Origin of the sequence: Stutzerimonas chloritidismutans (genome assembly GCF_038562055.1) — a bacterium.
GTDB classification, from domain to species: domain Bacteria; phylum Pseudomonadota; class Gammaproteobacteria; order Pseudomonadales; family Pseudomonadaceae; genus Stutzerimonas; species Stutzerimonas chloritidismutans_A.
On record NZ_JBCFXD010000010.1, the window covers coordinates 92,116 to 108,212 of the forward strand.

15 protein-coding genes are annotated in these 16,097 nt (G+C 59.9%); 6 read left to right on the top strand and 9 right to left on the bottom strand.

Translation table 11 applies throughout. The features are described from left to right. Window positions 1-53 precede the first annotated feature (53 nt). The 5 genes from AAGW23_RS15670 to tldD all read left to right on the top strand — a co-directional run bounded on the left by AAGW23_RS15670 (window position 54) and on the right by tldD (window position 8,374). Window positions 54-644: a Maf family protein gene (locus AAGW23_RS15670; protein WP_342407294.1), complete on the top strand. Its 591-nt coding sequence runs from the start codon at window positions 54-56 to the stop codon at window positions 642-644. A gap of 89 nt (window positions 645-733) precedes the next feature. Further along, window positions 734-2,191, top strand: coding sequence for a ribonuclease G (rng, locus tag AAGW23_RS15675; protein WP_342407295.1), 1,458 nt, complete (start codon window positions 734-736; stop codon window positions 2,189-2,191). A 49-nt stretch (window positions 2,192-2,240) separates the two neighbouring features. Next, window positions 2,241-6,038 carry a YhdP family protein gene (locus AAGW23_RS15680; protein WP_342407296.1) on the top strand — a complete coding sequence of 1,266 codons (3,798 nt, stop codon included), beginning with the start codon at window positions 2,241-2,243 and terminating at the stop codon, window positions 6,036-6,038. A 45-nt stretch (window positions 6,039-6,083) separates the two neighbouring features. Then, entirely contained in the window at window positions 6,084-6,929 is an 846-nt protein-coding gene (locus AAGW23_RS15685; RefSeq protein WP_342407297.1) for a carbon-nitrogen hydrolase family protein, read from the top strand. A 2-nt stretch (window positions 6,930-6,931) separates the two neighbouring features. Beyond that, on the top strand, window positions 6,932-8,374 hold the full coding sequence (gene tldD, locus AAGW23_RS15690) for a metalloprotease TldD (RefSeq protein ID WP_342407298.1): 1,443 nt from the start codon (window positions 6,932-6,934) through the stop codon (window positions 8,372-8,374). 38 nt (window positions 8,375-8,412) lie between these two features. Here the strand turns inward: tldD and yjgA are convergent, their stop codons facing one another. Beyond that, on the bottom strand, window positions 8,413-8,934 hold the full coding sequence (yjgA, locus tag AAGW23_RS15695) for a ribosome biogenesis factor YjgA (protein ID WP_342407299.1): 522 nt from the start codon (window positions 8,932-8,934) through the stop codon (window positions 8,413-8,415). Window positions 8,935-9,039: 105 nt separating this feature from the next. Here yjgA and pmbA point away from each other — a divergent pair, with 105 nt between their 5' ends. Then, entirely contained in the window at window positions 9,040-10,386 is a 1,347-nt protein-coding gene (gene pmbA / locus AAGW23_RS15700) for a metalloprotease PmbA (protein ID WP_342407300.1), read from the top strand. Window positions 10,387-10,471: 85 nt separating this feature from the next. On the opposite strand, the gene AAGW23_RS15705 is transcribed toward pmbA, so the two are convergent. The 8 genes from AAGW23_RS15705 to lptC all read right to left on the bottom strand — a co-directional run bounded on the left by AAGW23_RS15705 (window position 10,472) and on the right by lptC (window position 16,090). Continuing rightward, window positions 10,472-10,744 (bottom strand): HPr family phosphocarrier protein, encoded by a 273-nt coding sequence (locus AAGW23_RS15705; RefSeq protein WP_342407301.1) that lies wholly within the window; start codon window positions 10,742-10,744, stop codon window positions 10,472-10,474. Between the two features lie 8 nt (window positions 10,745-10,752). Continuing rightward, a complete protein-coding gene (gene rapZ / locus AAGW23_RS15710) occupies window positions 10,753-11,610 on the bottom strand; it encodes an RNase adapter RapZ (RefSeq protein ID WP_342407302.1) in 858 nt (285 codons plus the stop codon). A gap of 129 nt (window positions 11,611-11,739) precedes the next feature. Beyond that, window positions 11,740-12,204 (bottom strand): PTS IIA-like nitrogen regulatory protein PtsN, encoded by a 465-nt coding sequence (gene ptsN / locus AAGW23_RS15715; protein ID WP_342407303.1) that lies wholly within the window; start codon window positions 12,202-12,204, stop codon window positions 11,740-11,742. Window positions 12,205-12,210: 6 nt separating this feature from the next. Then, window positions 12,211-12,519 (bottom strand): ribosome hibernation-promoting factor, HPF/YfiA family, encoded by a 309-nt coding sequence (gene hpf, locus AAGW23_RS15720; protein WP_102836882.1) that lies wholly within the window; start codon window positions 12,517-12,519, stop codon window positions 12,211-12,213. A 78-nt stretch (window positions 12,520-12,597) separates the two neighbouring features. Next, window positions 12,598-14,115: an RNA polymerase factor sigma-54 gene (locus AAGW23_RS15725; protein WP_342407304.1), complete on the bottom strand. Its 1,518-nt coding sequence runs from the start codon at window positions 14,113-14,115 to the stop codon at window positions 12,598-12,600. 145 nt (window positions 14,116-14,260) lie between these two features. Continuing rightward, window positions 14,261-14,986 carry an LPS export ABC transporter ATP-binding protein gene (gene lptB / locus AAGW23_RS15730; RefSeq protein ID WP_342407305.1) on the bottom strand — a complete coding sequence of 242 codons (726 nt, stop codon included), beginning with the start codon at window positions 14,984-14,986 and terminating at the stop codon, window positions 14,261-14,263. Further along, on the bottom strand, window positions 14,986-15,531 hold the full coding sequence (gene lptA / locus AAGW23_RS15735; protein WP_342407306.1) for a lipopolysaccharide transport periplasmic protein LptA: 546 nt from the start codon (window positions 15,529-15,531) through the stop codon (window positions 14,986-14,988). Before lptA ends, lptB begins: the two co-directional genes overlap by 1 nt. Then, complete coding sequence (gene lptC, locus AAGW23_RS15740; protein WP_342407307.1) at window positions 15,518-16,090, bottom strand: LPS export ABC transporter periplasmic protein LptC; 573 nt, start codon at window positions 16,088-16,090, stop codon at window positions 15,518-15,520. The genes lptA and lptC overlap by 14 nt, the downstream gene beginning before the upstream one ends. Between the last annotated feature and the right edge of the window lie 7 nt (window positions 16,091-16,097).

Genomic DNA, 16,097 nt, shown 5'->3' on the forward strand with positions numbered 1-16,097 from the left:
GTCGTTGTCCGGATGTGTGAATCTGCTGCGCTCTCACCCACCAAGGAGCCGGCATGTCCACTTTGTTTCTCGCCTCCGCGTCGCCACGACGCCGTGAATTGCTGACCCAGATCGGCGTTCCGTTCTCCCTTCTTTCTGTTTCCATCGACGAAACGCCCAGCGCGGCGGAAACGCCTGAGGACTATGTTCAGCGCTTGGCGCGGGAGAAGGCCTTGGCCGGCCTGTCAATCGTCAGCGACGGCTCGGCCTGTGTGCTGGGCGCAGACACCACGGTCGTACTGGATCAGCGAATCCTGGGTAAACCTGTCGATAAGGCGGATGCGCTGGCAACGTTGCGGGCCTTGTCCGGACGTGAGCACCAGGTGATGACGGCCGTTGCGATAGCTAACAGCTCGGGTTGCGAGGTGCGTCTGGTTACCAGCCGGGTGCGCTTCCGCCCGATCAATGTCGACGAGGCTGAGGCGTACTGGGCCAGTGGCGAACCTCAGGACAAGGCCGGCAGTTACGCGATTCAGGGCTGGGGCGCGGTCTTCGTCAGCGCGCTGGAGGGCAGCTATTCGGCCGTGGTCGGGCTGCCGTTGTGTGAAACAGCCCAGCTGCTCGACGTATACGGACTTCCGTACTGGTGTAAAAGCTCGGTATAGAGCCTGTGGCTTGGCGGCTTATGCCGTTAGAATCGAGGCAACTGGTCAGCTTCGGCTGTTATACCCACCGCCATCGGCCGAGAACAATAATGAGCGAAGAAATCCTGATGAACATCACCCCCATGGAGTCACGGGTGGCGGTGGTGGAAAACGGTGTCCTGCAGGAGGTGCATGTCGAGCGCACCCAGCGCCGGGGCATTGTTGGCAACATCTACAAAGGCAAGGTAGTGCGCGTACTGCCTGGCATGCAGGCGGCTTTCGTCGATATCGGGCTGGAGCGTGCGGCCTTCATCCACGCTTCGGAGATTTCCAGTCGTGAGGGTAACGCTGTCGAACCTATCAGCGCCCTGGTTCATGACGGGCAGGCGCTGGTCGTGCAAGTCACCAAGGACCCGATCGGCACCAAGGGCGCACGGCTGACGACCCAGTTGTCGATCCCTTCGCGCTATCTCGTGTACATGCCCAAGACCAGCCATGTGGGAATTTCCCTGCGTATCGAGGACGAAGCCGAACGTGATCGCCTCAAGCAGGTAGTCGCTGAGTGCGTGGCGGCCGAGGGCATCAAGGAAACCGGAGGTTTCATTCTGCGTACTGCAGCGGAGGGGGCCGGCAGCGACGAGATATTGATGGACATCCGCTACTTGCGCCGCCTGTGGGAACAGATCGACGGGCAAATGAAAACCGCCGGGGCGCCTTCGGTTATCTATGAAGACCTGTCGCTGGCCATGCGGACCCTGCGGGATCTGGTCAATCCACGTATCGAGAAGATTCGCATCGACTCGCGCGAGAACTTTCAGAAAGTCAGCCAGTTCGTCGGCGAGCTCATGCCCGAGCTTGGTGAGCACCTCGAGCACTACCCCGGCGAGCGGCCAATCTTCGACCTGTACAGCGTGGAGGACGAAATTCAGAAGGCGCTCGAGCGCAAGGTCATGCTCAAGTCCGGCGGTTATCTGATCATCGACCCGGCCGAAGCGATGACCACCATCGACGTCAACACCGGCGCCTTTGTCGGTCATCGGACCCTCGAAGAAACCATTTTCAAGACTAATCTCGAGTCCGCGACAGCGATTGCACGTCAGCTACGCCTGCGTAATATCGGCGGAATCATCATCATCGACTTCATCGACATGGAAGACGAGGAGCATCGACGCCAGGTGCTACGAACGCTGGAAAAGCAGCTGGAGCGGGATCACGCCAAGACCAACATCATCGGCATCACCGAGCTTGGACTGGTGCAGATGACCCGCAAGCGCACCCGCGAAAGTCTTGAGCAGGTGCTGTGCGAGCCGTGCATGTGTTGCCAGGGGCGGGGCAAGCTGAAAACGCCGGAAACTGTCTGCTACGAGATCTTCCGCGAAATTCTGCGCGAGGCCCGTGCCTACCAGCCCGAAGGTTATCGGGTGCTGGCGAACCAGAAGGTTATCGACAGGCTGCTCGATGAGGAATCGGGCAACGTTGCCGACCTTGAAAGCTTCATCGGGCGCTCGATCAAATTCCAGGTCGAGACCATGTATTCCCAGGAACAGTACGACGTGGTGCTGCTCTGATTAGAGGCAAGCCTGACCGTTCGGGCGTAGGTGTGTGGGGCGTTTTCGTATGAGTCGGCTCTTGGCTTTCGTACTCGCCGCATTGCGCCGCAGTCTCTGGCTGGGTGCAATGGGCCTGATTTTGCTTGCGCTCTATGTGAGCCTTGGCCGGCAGCTGGTGCCGCTGGCGGCTGAATATCGCCTCGAGGTACAGAACGCCGCTCGCGACTTGCTCAATATGCCGGTTACGCTCGGCGAGCTGGAAGGCCGTTGGCAGGGTTTATCTCCGCAGCTGGTCGCGCGCAACGTGATGCTTGGTGTGGGCGAGGGGGCGGTAAGGCTGGATCGCTTGGCGCTGGTCCCTGACGTTTCAGGCAGTCTTGTGGCGCGACAGCTGAAGCTGGATACCGTGGAATTTGCCGGCCTTCACCTCGGTCTGGTGCAAGCCTCTGACGGTCAATGGCGAGTCGATGGGCTCCCAGACCGCGGCGACCAGCCGCTGGATATACAGAGGCTGGTCACCCGGTTACAAAGCATCGGGCGGCTGCGGTTGCTGGACAGCCAAGTTACCGTCGAGGCTCGCGATCAAGCGCCGATGACCTTGACCTATGCCAACCTTCAGTTGCGAACCCAGGGGCAGCGTCTGTGGTTGGATGGTCGCCTTTTGCTGCCCGACGGTCAGCCCCTGAGCTTGCATGCCGAGGCGCAGGCTCAGCCGAACGACTGGCTGGGCAGCAAGGCAGAACTGTACCTCAGCCTACCGCAAAGTGATTGGGCCACCTGGTTGCCGGCCAGTCTGACGGGCAGCTGGAACCTCGGACAACTCCAAGCGGGTGGCGAGATGTGGTTCGAGTGGCGCGACCGCGGCTTGTCCCGGGCGGTGGCTCGGCTAAATGCACCGGCTACGCGGCTGGGTCGGCTGTCCCGTGATCCGGTTCAGGTGAATGATCTGGTGGTCAACGCCTTCCTTGATCGCGCGAGCGATGGCTATCGGCTCCAGCTCGACGGGTTGGCTTTTACCTTTGAGGAAAACCGCTGGCGTGATACGACGCTGGTTGCCAAGCAGGACATGGCCGAAGAGAGCTGGCATCTGCTGGCCGACCGCATCGCTGTTGCCCCGGTGGCTGAGCTGATCCTTGCAATGATGCCGCTGCCTGAGCGGGCCGATGAGTATTTGCGTGGTCTTGAGCCAAGCGGAACACTGCGCAATCTGCAGCTCGACTACCGGCCTGCGCTCGACGGCGACGAGCGTCTGGCTTTCACTGCCAATCTCGATGCGATCAGTATCGCTGCGCATCAATGGGTCCCGGCGATACGCAATGTGAGCGGCGCGGTACGGGGCGATCTAGGCGGTGGAGAGCTGCGTTTCGACAACCGTAATTTCGAGCTGCACCTGGCCAAGCTGTTTCCACGTCCTTGGGACTACCGGCGTGCCCGTGGGACCTTTCGTTGGTCCCTTGATGGTGAGGCGGTCACCCTGGCTGCTCCTTACTTGCAGGTGGAGGGCGACGAAGGCGATATAGCCGGCGATTTCCTGATACGTCTGATGCGCGATCGCGCGGCAGAAGATTATATGGACCTGCGTGTTGGGCTCTCTAACGGGGATGCGCGCTTCACCGGAAAGTATTTGCCGACACGTTCGCCGGCGCTAAGCCCGGCTTTGACCGAATGGCTCAATACGGCAATTCGCGGTGGCACCGTTGAGCAGGGCTATTTCGAGTATCAGGGGGCGCTGGCTGCTGGAGCGGCTGCCACAGCGCGCAGCCTGAGTCTGTATTTCAAGGTGAAAGACGCCGAGCTGGCGTTTCAGCCCGGGTGGCCGGTGTTGCGTGAAGGGCGCGGAGAGGTGCTTATCGAGAACAGCGGCGTACGCGTGCGCCTCGCCGAAGCCCGGATGCTCGACAGTCGCGTGCACGACGCCACGGCTGAAATCCTCCGCAACCACGACGGCCAGCCACCTAGGCTGGATATCGATGGGCAGGTGGACGGCTATGTTCGGGATGCGTTGACCCTGATGCAGGTCGCGCCCATCGGCACGAACGGGTTATTCGCCGACTGGCGAGGCGATGGGTCGCTGAGTGGTAGGCTCAGGCTCGGGATTCCGCTGAGCAAAGGCGGGCGGCCTGAGGTTGATGCCGAGTTCACTACCGCCGATGCCTCGCTGTTCATTGCACAGGCGAATCTGAAGGTGGACGCGTTAGAGGGTGCCTTTCGTTATGAAAGCGAGCGTGGGTTCAGTGCACCGGCGTTCATCGGACGTGCACTGGGCAGCGCGATCAAGGGCCGGGCGACGGCGACTGGAGAGCGGGGCGTCCCATCCACTCGAATCGAAGCGGCAGGAACCTTAGGTGTTTCGCCCCTGCTGGCCTGGCGAAAAATCGAGCAGCCCGTTCCCGCGTCTGGGCAAGTCCCTGTCCGGTTGAGTCTCTTTCTGAGCAGCGCTGACAATCATCTGCAGGTTGATTCCTCGCTATTGGGAACCTCTCTGGCGTTGCCTGCACCCTTCGGTAAACCGGCAGGGGATCGGCGCGATACCACATTGCGAATGACCTTTGGCGGTGAGCGACAGCGCTATACGCTTCGGTATGACGCCCTCGCAGCCCTCACCTTTGTTGCGCCAGGCGAAAACTGGCGCGAGGGGGGCGGCGAGCTGGTGCTCGGTGGCGCCCCAGCGAACCTGCGCACCGACCAGGGATTCTACGTGCGTGGCAGCGTGCCGCGGTTTGATCTCAGCGAGTGGCAGGCGTTGGGCGATCAATATGCGGGCGCAGCGACAAACCCAGGTAGCTCGATGTTAAGACGAGTCCAACTCGAGATAGGCGTGTTTTCCGGATTCGGTACAGAAGTCGACAATCTTCATGTCGACTTGCGGCGTCGTTCTACGGCGTGGCTGCTTGGCTTGCAGAGTGAGACCGTGGCTGGGAACGTCCGCTTGCCAGATACCGAGGACAGGCCGATCGTGCTGAACCTTTCGCACTTGCGCTTTCCCGCAGCCGAACCGAAGAAAGATGGCGCATCGCAGCAGGATCTTCTGGCCGGCGTCGATCCAAAAGATCTACCAGCAGTGGATATCTCGGTAGAGGGGTTGTTTCTGGGTAATGAACTGTTGGGCGCGGGTGCATTGAAAATGCGCCCCAGCGCTGAGGGCGTCTCATTTCAGGACCTCGACCTGGATCTTAAGGGGATCAAGCTCACGGGGAGCGGCGGATGGGGCGGCGCAACGACCACTTACAAGGGGCGGCTTGAGGGTGGCAATCTGGCCGACGTGCTGCAGGCCTGGGGTTTTGCTCCTTCGACTACCAGCGAGGACTTCAGGTTGGAAGTGGACGGGGGCTGGTCCGGCTCACCGGCCTTCTTCGCCTTGAATCGATTCTCCGGCCGGCTTGACGCGCGGTTGCGTAAAGGTCAGCTCAGGGAGGTGGATGGAGGCGCGCAGGCGCTGCGGATATTTGGACTGCTGAACTTCGACTCGATTGGTCGGCGGCTGCGGCTGGATTTTTCCGATCTGTTCAGCAAGGGGTTGAGTTATGACCGGATCAAGGCCGATTTGCGTGCGACAGAGGGCGTTTACGTGACGGCTGAGCCGCTGACGGTCGACGGGCCGTCCAGCAACCTGGAGCTGGACGGTCGGTTGGACCTCGTCGAGGATCGCATCGACGCCAAGCTGCTGGTGACACTCCCAGTCAGCAACAATCTGCCGTTGGCCGCGCTGATTGTCGGCGCGCCAGCCATCGGCGGCGCGCTGTTTGTGGTCGATAAATTGCTCGGCGATAAGGTCGCGCGTTTTGCGACGGTTCAATACAACGTCGTGGGGCCGTGGAAGTCGCCAAAAATCACCTTTGACAAACCTTTTGAAAAGCCCAACTGAGCCTCGTTCCGGCAGTCGGGCGCCGCGCCCAAGTGAGCACCTAACATGACCCTAGCGGTTATTCAGATGGCCAGCCAGGCCGACATCCAGGTGAATCTCGCCAACGCCAGGCGCCTTTTGGAGAGCGCCGCTGAAGCGGGGGCGCAGCTTGCGGTGCTACCGGAAAACTTCGCGGCCATGGGCCGCGCCGATCTGCCAGCGGTCGGGCGTGCCGAAGCCGAGCGCGAGGGGCCGATACTCCCATGGTTGAAACAGGCGGCGATAGACCTCAGGTTATGGATAGTGGCCGGCACCTTGCCGTTGCCGGCCGATGGGCAGCCGCGTTCAAAGGTCAGGGCCTGCTCTTTGCTCGTTGATGATCAGGGGCAGCGGGTGGCGCGCTACGACAAACTGCATCTATTCGACGCGCACGTCAGCGATGCGCGTGGTCGCTACAGGGAGTCGGATGATTACGCGGCGGGCGATCGTCTGGTTGTGGTTGATACGCCGGTCGGTCGGCTGGGCATGAGCGTCTGTTACGACCTGCGTTTCGCTGAGTTGTATACGGCCCTGCGTCTTGCCGGAGCCGAATTGATTAGTGTCCCGTCGGCCTTTACGTCTGTGACAGGCGAGGCGCATTGGGAGATGTTGTTACGCGCGCGGGCTATCGAGACGCAATGCTATATGCTGGCGGCGGCGCAGGGTGGCGAACACCCTGGCGGACGGTTGACCCACGGCCATTCGTCTATCGTAGATTACTGGGGGCGCGTGCTAAGCGAGCAGACAATCGGCGAGGCGGCGTTGGTCGTCAGGCGAGACACGGCCGAGCAGACGGCGGCGCGCCAACGTATGCCGGTGCTGGATCATCGTCGTTTTACCGCGCCCCGCATCGTTTCGGGGACTTTGGAGTAGATATGAGTGAACTGTTGTTACCTGTCACCGAGCGTTTGCTGACCCCCGGCGGGCTGGGTCTCGATGATCTGCCCGAGTTGCTTAGTGAGTTGGCGGGCCCCGGGATCGACGCCGCCGACCTGTATTTCCAGGACCAGGTGACCGAGTCCTGGGTGCTGGAAGACGGGATTGTGAAAGAGGGAGGCTTCCACCTCGAGCAGGGCGTGGGGGTTCGCGCGCTCTCCGGTGAGAAGACCGGTTTCGCCTACAGCAACGCCATCACCGCTGAAGCACTACGGCAGGCCGCCGAGGCGGCGCGCTCCATCGCCAGAAGCGGCCAGCAGGGGCGAGTGAAGGTTCTATCCAAAGCTGCTTTTTCACCGCTGTATAGCCAGGAAAATCCGCTAGACGGGCTTGGCCGGGCGGAGAAGGTCGAGCTGCTCAAGCGGATCGATGTTGCCACTCGTGCGCTGGACCCGCGTATCAAGCAGGTCACGGTAAGCCTGGCGGGTGTCTGGGAGCATATTCTTGTGGCCGGTCTGGACGGCGGTATGGCAGCCGATATACGCCCCTTGGTGCGCTTCAATGTCAGCGTCATCGTCGAGCAGAACGGACGTCGCGAACGCGGCGGCCAGGGCGGTGGTGGGCGTACCGGCTATGAATATTTCCTCAGTGAGGATAGGGCGATGGGTTATGCCCGTGAGGCCCTGCGTCAGGCACTGGTGAATCTGGAAGCCATTGCCGCGCCGGCCGGCACACTGCCTGTAGTGTTGGCACCCGGCTGGTCCGGGGTCTTGCTGCACGAGGCGGTCGGACATGGGCTGGAAGGCGACTTCAATCGCAAGGGCAGTTCGGCTTATAGCGGCCGAATGGGCCAGCAGGTTGCGTCCAAGCTGTGCACCATCGTCGATGACGGCACGCTGGCCAATCGTCGTGGCTCGCTGAGCGTCGACGATGAAGGCACGCCGACCCAGTGCACCACGCTGATCGAGAACGGAATACTCAAGGGCTATATCCAGGACAAGCTTAACGCGCGCTTGATGGGGGTTGCCCCTACCGGAAACGGGCGGCGCGAGTCCTATGCGCATCTGCCCATGCCGCGGATGACCAACACCTACATGCTGGCGGGCGAAAGCGACCCCGAGGAGATCATCCGCTCGGTCAAGAAGGGTATCTACTGCGCGAGTCTTGGCGGCGGGCAGGTGGACATCACCAGCGGCAAGTTCGTGTTTTCGACCAGCGAAGCGTACCTGATCGAGGACGGCAAGATCACCGCGCCGGTGAAAGGCGCGACGCTGATCGGCAACGGACCAGAGGTCATGAACAGGGTTTCAATGGTGGGTAACGATCTGGCGCTGGACAGCGGCGTCGGTACCTGTGGAAAAGACGGCCAGTCTGTGCCCGTCGGTGTCGGCCAGCCGACCGTGAAAATCGATGGGATCACAGTCGGAGGAACCGGGGCCTAAAAGCGCTGTGCTGGACGCGAGCAGACCTGTGTCATTGGTTATCGCAAACCTCGTTGGGTTTCGTCCAGCTCGCGGATGTATTTGAAAATCTTGCGGCTGGCCGCCGGCGGCTTGTTTCGCGCCGCTTCGTGCTGGGCATGACGGATGAGGCCACGCAGGTGCTGACGGTCGGTTTCGGGATATTCGTTGACGAAGGCTTCTAGGGTCTCGTCATTGCCTGCGATCAAACGGTCGCGCCACCGCTCTAGGGCGTGGAAGCGCTCGTTGTACTGGCGGGTCGAGGCATCCAGTTGGTCAACCAAGGCGAGGATGGCGTCGACATCCTGATCGCGCATCAGCTTGCCGATGTATTGCAGGTGGCGTTTGCGGGCAATGTGCGCAGTGTGTTTTGGCGCATCAGCGAGCGCCTTGCGCAGTGCGTCGGTGAGAGGCAGCCGGTCTAGCACATCGGGTTTGAGGCTAGTAAGACGTTCACCCAGGTCCTGGAGAGCATGCAATTCGCGTTTGACCTGGGTTTTGCTTTTTTCCTCGAAACCGTCGAGATCGGAAATATCAGACATGGGGCTGGTCCAGTAGTTAATGCCGCCATGATAACAGCAGCCTGGCGACGGAGCTCAGCCGAGCACCGCTGGCTGTAACTTGATCGAATCAGTGTTGGAGTATGTATGAGTGAAGTCGAGGGTATCGGTCCGCACGCGTTGCCCGGTTTGCGTGAAAAGGTCGCAAAGATCCTAGAAGAGGCCAGCCGACAAGGGGCCAGTGCCTGTGAAGTGTCCGTCTCGATGGAGCAGGGCCTGTCAACGACGGTCCGTCAACGTGAGGTGGAAACGGTCGAATTCAATCGCGACCAGGGCTTCGGTATCACCCTCTACGTCGGGCAGCGCAAAGGGTCGGCAAGCACCACCGGCAGCGGTGACGAAGCGGTACGCGAAACCGTGGCGGCCGCGCTGGCGATTGCCAAGCATGCGTCTGCCGACGAATTTGCCGGGCTCGCCGATCCGGCACTGATGGCTAAAGAGGTGCCAGATCTGGACCTCTATCATCCCTGGCAGATCACTCCCGACCAAGCGATCGAACTCGCGCTCAGCTGTGAGGCGTCGGCCTTCGCCACGGACAAGCGCATTCTCAATGCCGACGGTACCAGCCTGAGTACGCACCAGGGCTGCCGCGGTTACGGCAACAGCAATGGCTTCATCGGGGCTTACTGCAGTTCGCGTCACAGCCTCAGCTGCGTGATGATCGCTGAATCCGACGGGCAGATGCAGCGGGATTATCACTACGATGTCTCCCGCGTAGCAGGTGACTTGGCCTCTGCGGAGTCGATTGGCCGGCGTGCTGCCGAGCGTGCCGTTCGCCGCTTGGGCGCGCGTCCCGTACCGACCTGCGATGTGCCGGTGCTGTTTTCTGCGGAGCTCGCTACGGGGCTGTTCGGGCACTTTCTTGCGGCGATTTCCGGAGGCAATCTCTATCGGCAGTCATCCTATTTGGAAGGCGCCTTGGGGGAGGTGTTGTTTCCTGAATGGCTCAATCTGGACGAGCGACCGCATCTGCCGCGTGGTCTGGCCAGTTCGGCGTATGACAGCGACGGCTTGGCGACCTATGCCAAGCCGTTTGTCGAGAATGGCCAGCTGGTCTCCTATGTGCTGGGCACCTATTCAGGTCGCAAGCTGGGCATGCCTAGCACCGCTAATGCGGGCGGGGTGCACAACCTGTTCGTTACTCAGGGAAATGAGGACCAGGCTGAACTTATCCGTCGTATGGGCCGTGGGCTGTTGGTTACCGAGTTGATGGGACAGGGCTTGAATCTGGTGACGGGGGATTATTCGCGTGGTGCCGGCGGTTTCTGGGTTGAGAACGGCGAAATCCAGTTTCCAGTGCAGGAAGTCACCATAGCCGGCAACCTGCGAGACATGTTCCGCCAGATCATTGCAGTAGGTCGTGATGTTGAGCGGCGCAGCAGCATTCACACCGGATCGGTACTGATCGAGCGAATGAAGGTGGCGGGGCAGTAGCAATCAGCTGCAAGCCACAGCCAGATAAAAAAGATCTGGAGACGCTGGCGATATCAGGCCTGAAGTATCGGCCGCGGTTGCAGCGCTATTCGCCTTCCTCGAAATAGTCTTCGATCAGGGCGATCAGCGCTGCAAGCGCTTCGTGTTCCTGATCGCCCTGGGTGTGCAGTTGCAGCGTGGTGCCCTTGCTGGCGGCCAGCATCATGACGGCCATGATGCTTTTCCCGTCGACCCTGCTTGCAGGGCTGCGGCCGACACGGATGTCACAGGGAAACTGATTGGCGACTCCGACAAATTTCGCTGCCGCTCGGGCATGCAGGCCGAGCTTGTTGATGATGGTAACTTCGCACGAAGGCATGTGGATTCCTAAGCCAGGTCGCGATGGCGGACCTGGACGTTCTTCAGAGGTTCGCGCAGCGCTTGGCCCAGCCGATCGGCCAGATACACCGAGCGGTGGTGCCCACCCGTACAGCCAATGGCGACGGTGACATAGGCGCGGTTGCTGGCAGCGAAGCGCGGAAGCCATTTGCTCAGGTAGGCCAGGATGTCCTGAAACATTTCCTCTACGTCCGCTTGCCCGGCGAGATATTCGATCACGGGCTGGTCCAGCCCGGAAAAATCGCGCAGATCAGCTTTCCAGTAAGGGTTAGGCAAACAGCGCACATCGAACACCAAGTCGGCATCGACTGGCATGCCTCGCTTGAAACCGAAGGACTCGAAGAGAAAAGCGGTACCCGGTTCAGGCTTGTTCAGCAGGCGCAGCTTCAGCGTGTCTCGTAGCTGATAGAGATTAAGGTGTGTGGTGTCGATCTTCAGGTCGGCGTGATCAATGATGGGCGCTAGAAGCAATTCTTCGTCACGGATGGCTTCGGCCAGGGAGCGGTTCTGGTTGGTCAGCGGATGCCGCCGACGCGTCTCCGAAAAGCGTTTCAGCAGCGTCTCGTCCGCCGCATCGAGATAAAGCACATCGCATTGGATGTAGCGGGCACGGACGTCCTCGAGCAGCTCGGGGAAGCGTTTTAGCTGACTCGGCAGGTTGCGCGCATCGATCGACACTGCGACTTGGGGCTGCAGCAACTCTGTGTGCAACAGGGCCCTTTCCGCCAGCTCTGGAAGAAGGCCGGCGGGAAGGTTGTCGATGCAGTAGAAACCATTGTCCTCAAGTACGTCCAGGGCAGTGCTCTTGCCGGACCCAGAGCGCCCACTGACGATGATCAGGCGCATCGAGCGGCGCCGAAGGGCCAAGCTCGGCCACGAGAAGATTGCTGTGCGTAGCCGCAGCAGATTGTGTGCAGGCAGATAGGGGGCACGTCTCTTTCCTCACTCAGCGTTGGGCGACGGAGGTCTCTGCCCCTAGTGACCGTTCTGGATGTCGACCACGGTCTGGTACAGCTCATGATCCGACGTGGCCCGGCGCAGCCGGTCACGGACTTCCTCGCGGTCTAGCATGCTGGCAATCAGACGAAGCAGCTCAAGGTGTTCGTCGGTTGCTGCCTCCGGCACCAACAATACAAACAAGAGGTCGACAGGCGCGCCGTCAATGGCGTCGAAGTCCACCGGTGTATCGAGCTTTAGCACTGCACTTAGCGGTGATGTGCAGCCGGGCATACGGCAGTGCGGTATTGCGATGCCGTTGCCGAAGCCTGTGGAGCCAAGTTTTTCCCGGGCGATGAAGCTTTCGAAAATAGCTTGGCTATCGATATCGGGCAGGTCCGCGCCGAGAACCTTGGCAATCTGTTCCAGAACGCGCTTTTTGCTGCCGCCCGGAACGCCAACCAGGGCGCGTCCGGGGGTCAGTATGTTTTCAATACGGATCATGATGGGTCAGCGAGCCAGGGCGCCCTGATGGTGGTCGAGCTGCTTTTCTTTATGTTTGATCAGTTGCCGATCGAGTTTGTCGGCAAGCAAGTCGATGGCTGCGTACATATCCTCATGCTCGGCATTGGCAACCACCTCTCGCCCCGCTACGTGCAGCGTGGCCTCGGCCTTTTGCCTGAGCTTTTCGACTTGAAGGATGACTTGTACGGCAATGATGCGGTCGAAATGGCGTTCTATCCGCTCGAATTTCTCCTCGACGTAGTCACGCAGGGCTTCAGTGATTTCAAGGTGAAGGCCAGTGATGTTGACTTGCATACTGCATCTCCTATTGCCACGTGCGAATTGACGGGCTGAACACCCGTCGCCGGAACAAATCCACCAGGTCGCCTGGTGTTACATCAACCGCTTGCGCTCGCTTGAGGGGGCGATTCCGAGTGACTCGCGGTACTTGGCTACGGTGCGGCGCGCGACTTGAATCCCTTGTGCCTCCAGTAGACCAGCGATCTTGCTGTCGCTCAACGGCTTTTTCTGGTTTTCCGCGGCCACCAGTTTCTTGATGATTGCGCGAATGGCGGTGGACGAGCACTCTCCGCCTTCAGCAGTGCTTACATGGCTCGAGAAGAAGTATTTGAGTTCGTAGATGCCGCGGGGCGTGTGCATGAACTTCTGCGTGGTGACCCGTGAGATCGTCGACTCATGCATGCCCACCGCCTCGGCGATGTCGTGCAACACGAGTGGTTTCATGGCTTCGTCGCCATGCTCGAAAAAGCCTCGCTGGTGTTCGACGATCTGGGTGGCCACTTTCATCAGCGTTTCGTTACGGCTGAGCAGGCTTTTGATGAACCAGCGGGCTTCTTGAAGCTGGTTGCGCATGAAGGTGTTGTCAGCGCTTGAGTCGGCACGTTTGACGAATCCGGCATACTGAGCGTTCACCCGCAGGCGCGGCATCGCCTCCTGATTCAGTTCGACCAACCAGCGGCCATTGTGCTTGCGTACGATTACGTCAGGCACGACATACTCAGGCTCGCCGGCTTCGATCTGCGAGCCCGGGCGCGGGTTGAGTGTCTGGATCAAGTCGATGATCTGGCGTAGCTCGTCTTCTTTGAGCTTCATGCGACGCATCAGCAGGCTGTAGTCGCGCGCCCCGAGAATATCCAGGTGATCGCTGACCAATCGCATCGCTTCGCTTAACCAGTCGGTGCGCTCGGGGAGCTGGCGAAGCTGCAGCAGCAGGCATTCGCGCAAGTCGCGCGCGCCGATGCCGGCAGGCTCGAACTGCTGGATGCGGCGCAGCACCACTTCGATCTCATCGAGTTCGATTTCAAGCTCAGGGTCAAACGACTCGAGGACTTCCTCGAGCGTTTCGTCGAGATAACCTTGAGGGTTGATGCAGTCGATCAAGGTGGCTGCGATGAGGCGGTCGGTGTCGCTCATCGGCGCGAGGTTGAGCTGCCAGAGCAAGTGGCTTTGCAGGCTTTCCCCTGATGATGTGCGGGTGGTGAAATCCCATTCATCATCATCGTTGCTCGGCAGGCTGCTGGCGCTGGTCTGGTAGATGTCTTCCCAGGCAGTGTCAACCGGAAGCTCGTTGGGAATGCGGTCGCCCCAATCGCCGTCCTCGAGATTCTCCACCGTGTTGATGGGTTCCTCGTAATGATTGTCCGGCTCGCTGTGCTCGGGCGAGTCGGTTGTCGGACTTTCGCTTTTCTTTTCGACCGACTCGGCCATCGGGTCGGAGCTATCGAAATCTTCTCCGTCTTCTTCGCGCTCGAGCATGGGGTTGGAGTCCAGCGCCTCCTGAATCTCCTGCTGAAGATCGAGTGTGGATAGCTGGAGCAATCGTATGGCTTGTTGCAGCTGCGGTGTCATCGTCAGCTGCTGGCCCATCTTCAGGACTAGCGATGGTTTCATGGCAGAGGACTTCGAACCTTGTTTGCCGGCGCAACCGCGCCTGTTCCGATTTCGCTGGCGCCGCGCGCCGATGTAAGCAAATTATATGCCTGGCAACAAAGCCTTTGCCTAGCCCTGTCGGTGCGTCGAGCAGAAAAAACCGCTATCAAAGTCGGAATTCGTGTCCCAAATAGACTTCCTTCACCAGCTGGTTGGCCAAAATGGTCTCTGCATCGCCCTCGGCGATCAACTGGCCGTCATTCACGATATAGGCGGTTTCGCAGATATCCAGAGTTTCGCGGACGTTGTGATCGGTGATCAATACGCCGATGCCCTTGGCCTTGAGATGATGGATGATCTGCTTGATGTCGCCGACTGAAATAGGGTCAACGCCGGCAAAGGGTTCATCGAGCAGGATAAACTTGGGCGCCGTGGCTAGCGCGCGGGCGATTTCAACGCGACGCCGTTCGCCACCCGACAAGCTCATGCCGAGGCTGTCGCGGATGTGATGGATATGAAATTCCTGCAGCAGACCTTCCAGGGCCTGTTGGCGACCGTTTCGGTCAAGATCCTTACGCGTCTCCAGGATGGCCATGATGTTGTTAGAGACCGAAAGCTTGCGAAAGATCGATGCTTCCTGCGGCAGGTAACCAATGCCCGAGCGTGCACGGCCATGCATGGGAAGGTGTGTCACATCCTGGTCGTCGATCAGTACACGGCCCTGATCGGCTTTGACCAATCCAACGATCATGTAGAAGCAAGTGGTTTTGCCGGCGCCATTAGGCCCCAGCAGTCCGACGATCTGCCCGCTTTCGATGGACAAGCTGACATCGCGTACGACCTGACGGCTCTTGTAGCTCTTCGCTAGATGCTGGGCCTTGAGAATCGCCATTACTCGGGCTGCTCCGTTGCCGGCTCTTTCTTGCGAGGCTGGATAACCATGTCCACGCGTGGGCGGGGTGTGGTGACATCGGTATTGGTGGCGCGACCAGCGTTGACGATCTGTCGCTGGGTGTCATAGACGATCTTCTCGCCTTCGAAGGTGTTGCCTTCCTGGACGACCTTGGCCTGGTCGATCAGGACGATGCGCTCGTTCGCGGCAAAATACTGAATCGTCAGGCCGTAAGCTTTGACGATCTCCTTGTCTGCAGCTGGTTTCTGTTCGTAGTAGGCCGGTTTGCCGATGGAGGTGAACACCTCGACATCGCCATTCTGGTTTTGAGTGATGGTCACAGTGTCGCCTGTGATCTTCATTGTTCCCTGGGTGATGACCACATCGCCGCGATACACGGCTACACCTTGCCGGTCGTCCAGTTCGGCGGTATCGGCCTGGACACGGATAGGCTGGTTGCGATCCTCGGGAAGTGCGTGGGCGTTCGCGCCAAGTAGAAAAATGCCTAAACCGATCAGGAGGGGGAGGGTCTTAACGCAGCTCATGCTGGCCTCTTACGTTGGATAGCAGGAGCATCCTGCCTTCGTCTAGATACGCTTTCATGCCCGTAGCGGTCGTCACACCGTTTGCGGCGACGATTCTAACGGGTTGGCGGGTCTCGGCATAATCCTTCTCGGGAAGGACGGTCATCCGGCTGGTAGTGATAATGGTCGGGCGCCCTTTGGCATCGTTGCGTTCGACCTTGACGTTATCGATCAGCTCGACTTCCTTACCTTGCGGGCCGACCTCGCCGCGTTCACTGGTAACATGCCACGGCAGCTCGGTACCTCGAAAGGAACGAAGATCGGGGCGCGTCAGCAAGCTGATATCGCTGGCCTTGATATGCTCCACCTTTTCGGCAATCAGCTCATAGTTGCGCTTGCCGTCCGGCTGATATTGCACCGTGCGTGAATTGGTGACGTAGAAGTCAATGGGCGACTCTACGCCCTGGGTGATCGGCGCCTCTTGCATAAAGCTTTCAGGGCGAATATTCCAGTAGCCGATCGCGACCAGAAGCAGTGCGATCAGCAGCAGAATGGCGGGGAAGCGGAGCCTGCTTAGCATAATTGCC

Coding starts and splice junctions, on each gene's coding strand:
- AAGW23_RS15670 (WP_342407294.1), top strand. CDS start 54: ATGTCCACTTTGTTTCTCGCCTCCGCGTCGCCACGACGCCGTGAATTG.
- rng (WP_342407295.1), top strand. CDS start 734: ATGAGCGAAGAAATCCTGATGAACATCACCCCCATGGAGTCACGGGTG.
- AAGW23_RS15680 (WP_342407296.1), top strand. CDS start 2,241: ATGAGTCGGCTCTTGGCTTTCGTACTCGCCGCATTGCGCCGCAGTCTC.
- AAGW23_RS15685 (WP_342407297.1), top strand. CDS start 6,084: ATGACCCTAGCGGTTATTCAGATGGCCAGCCAGGCCGACATCCAGGTG.
- tldD (WP_342407298.1), top strand. CDS start 6,932: ATGAGTGAACTGTTGTTACCTGTCACCGAGCGTTTGCTGACCCCCGGC.
- yjgA (WP_342407299.1), bottom strand. CDS start 8,934: ATGTCTGATATTTCCGATCTCGACGGTTTCGAGGAAAAAAGCAAAACC.
- pmbA (WP_342407300.1), top strand. CDS start 9,040: ATGAGTGAAGTCGAGGGTATCGGTCCGCACGCGTTGCCCGGTTTGCGT.
- AAGW23_RS15705 (WP_342407301.1), bottom strand. CDS start 10,744: ATGCCTTCGTGCGAAGTTACCATCATCAACAAGCTCGGCCTGCATGCC.
- rapZ (WP_342407302.1), bottom strand. CDS start 11,610: ATGCGCCTGATCATCGTCAGTGGGCGCTCTGGGTCCGGCAAGAGCACT.
- ptsN (WP_342407303.1), bottom strand. CDS start 12,204: ATGATCCGTATTGAAAACATACTGACCCCCGGACGCGCCCTGGTTGGC.
- hpf (WP_102836882.1), bottom strand. CDS start 12,519: ATGCAAGTCAACATCACTGGCCTTCACCTTGAAATCACTGAAGCCCTG.
- AAGW23_RS15725 (WP_342407304.1), bottom strand. CDS start 14,115: ATGAAACCATCGCTAGTCCTGAAGATGGGCCAGCAGCTGACGATGACA.
- lptB (WP_342407305.1), bottom strand. CDS start 14,986: ATGGCGATTCTCAAGGCCCAGCATCTAGCGAAGAGCTACAAGAGCCGT.
- lptA (WP_342407306.1), bottom strand. CDS start 15,531: ATGAGCTGCGTTAAGACCCTCCCCCTCCTGATCGGTTTAGGCATTTTT.
- lptC (WP_342407307.1), bottom strand. CDS start 16,090: ATGCTAAGCAGGCTCCGCTTCCCCGCCATTCTGCTGCTGATCGCACTG.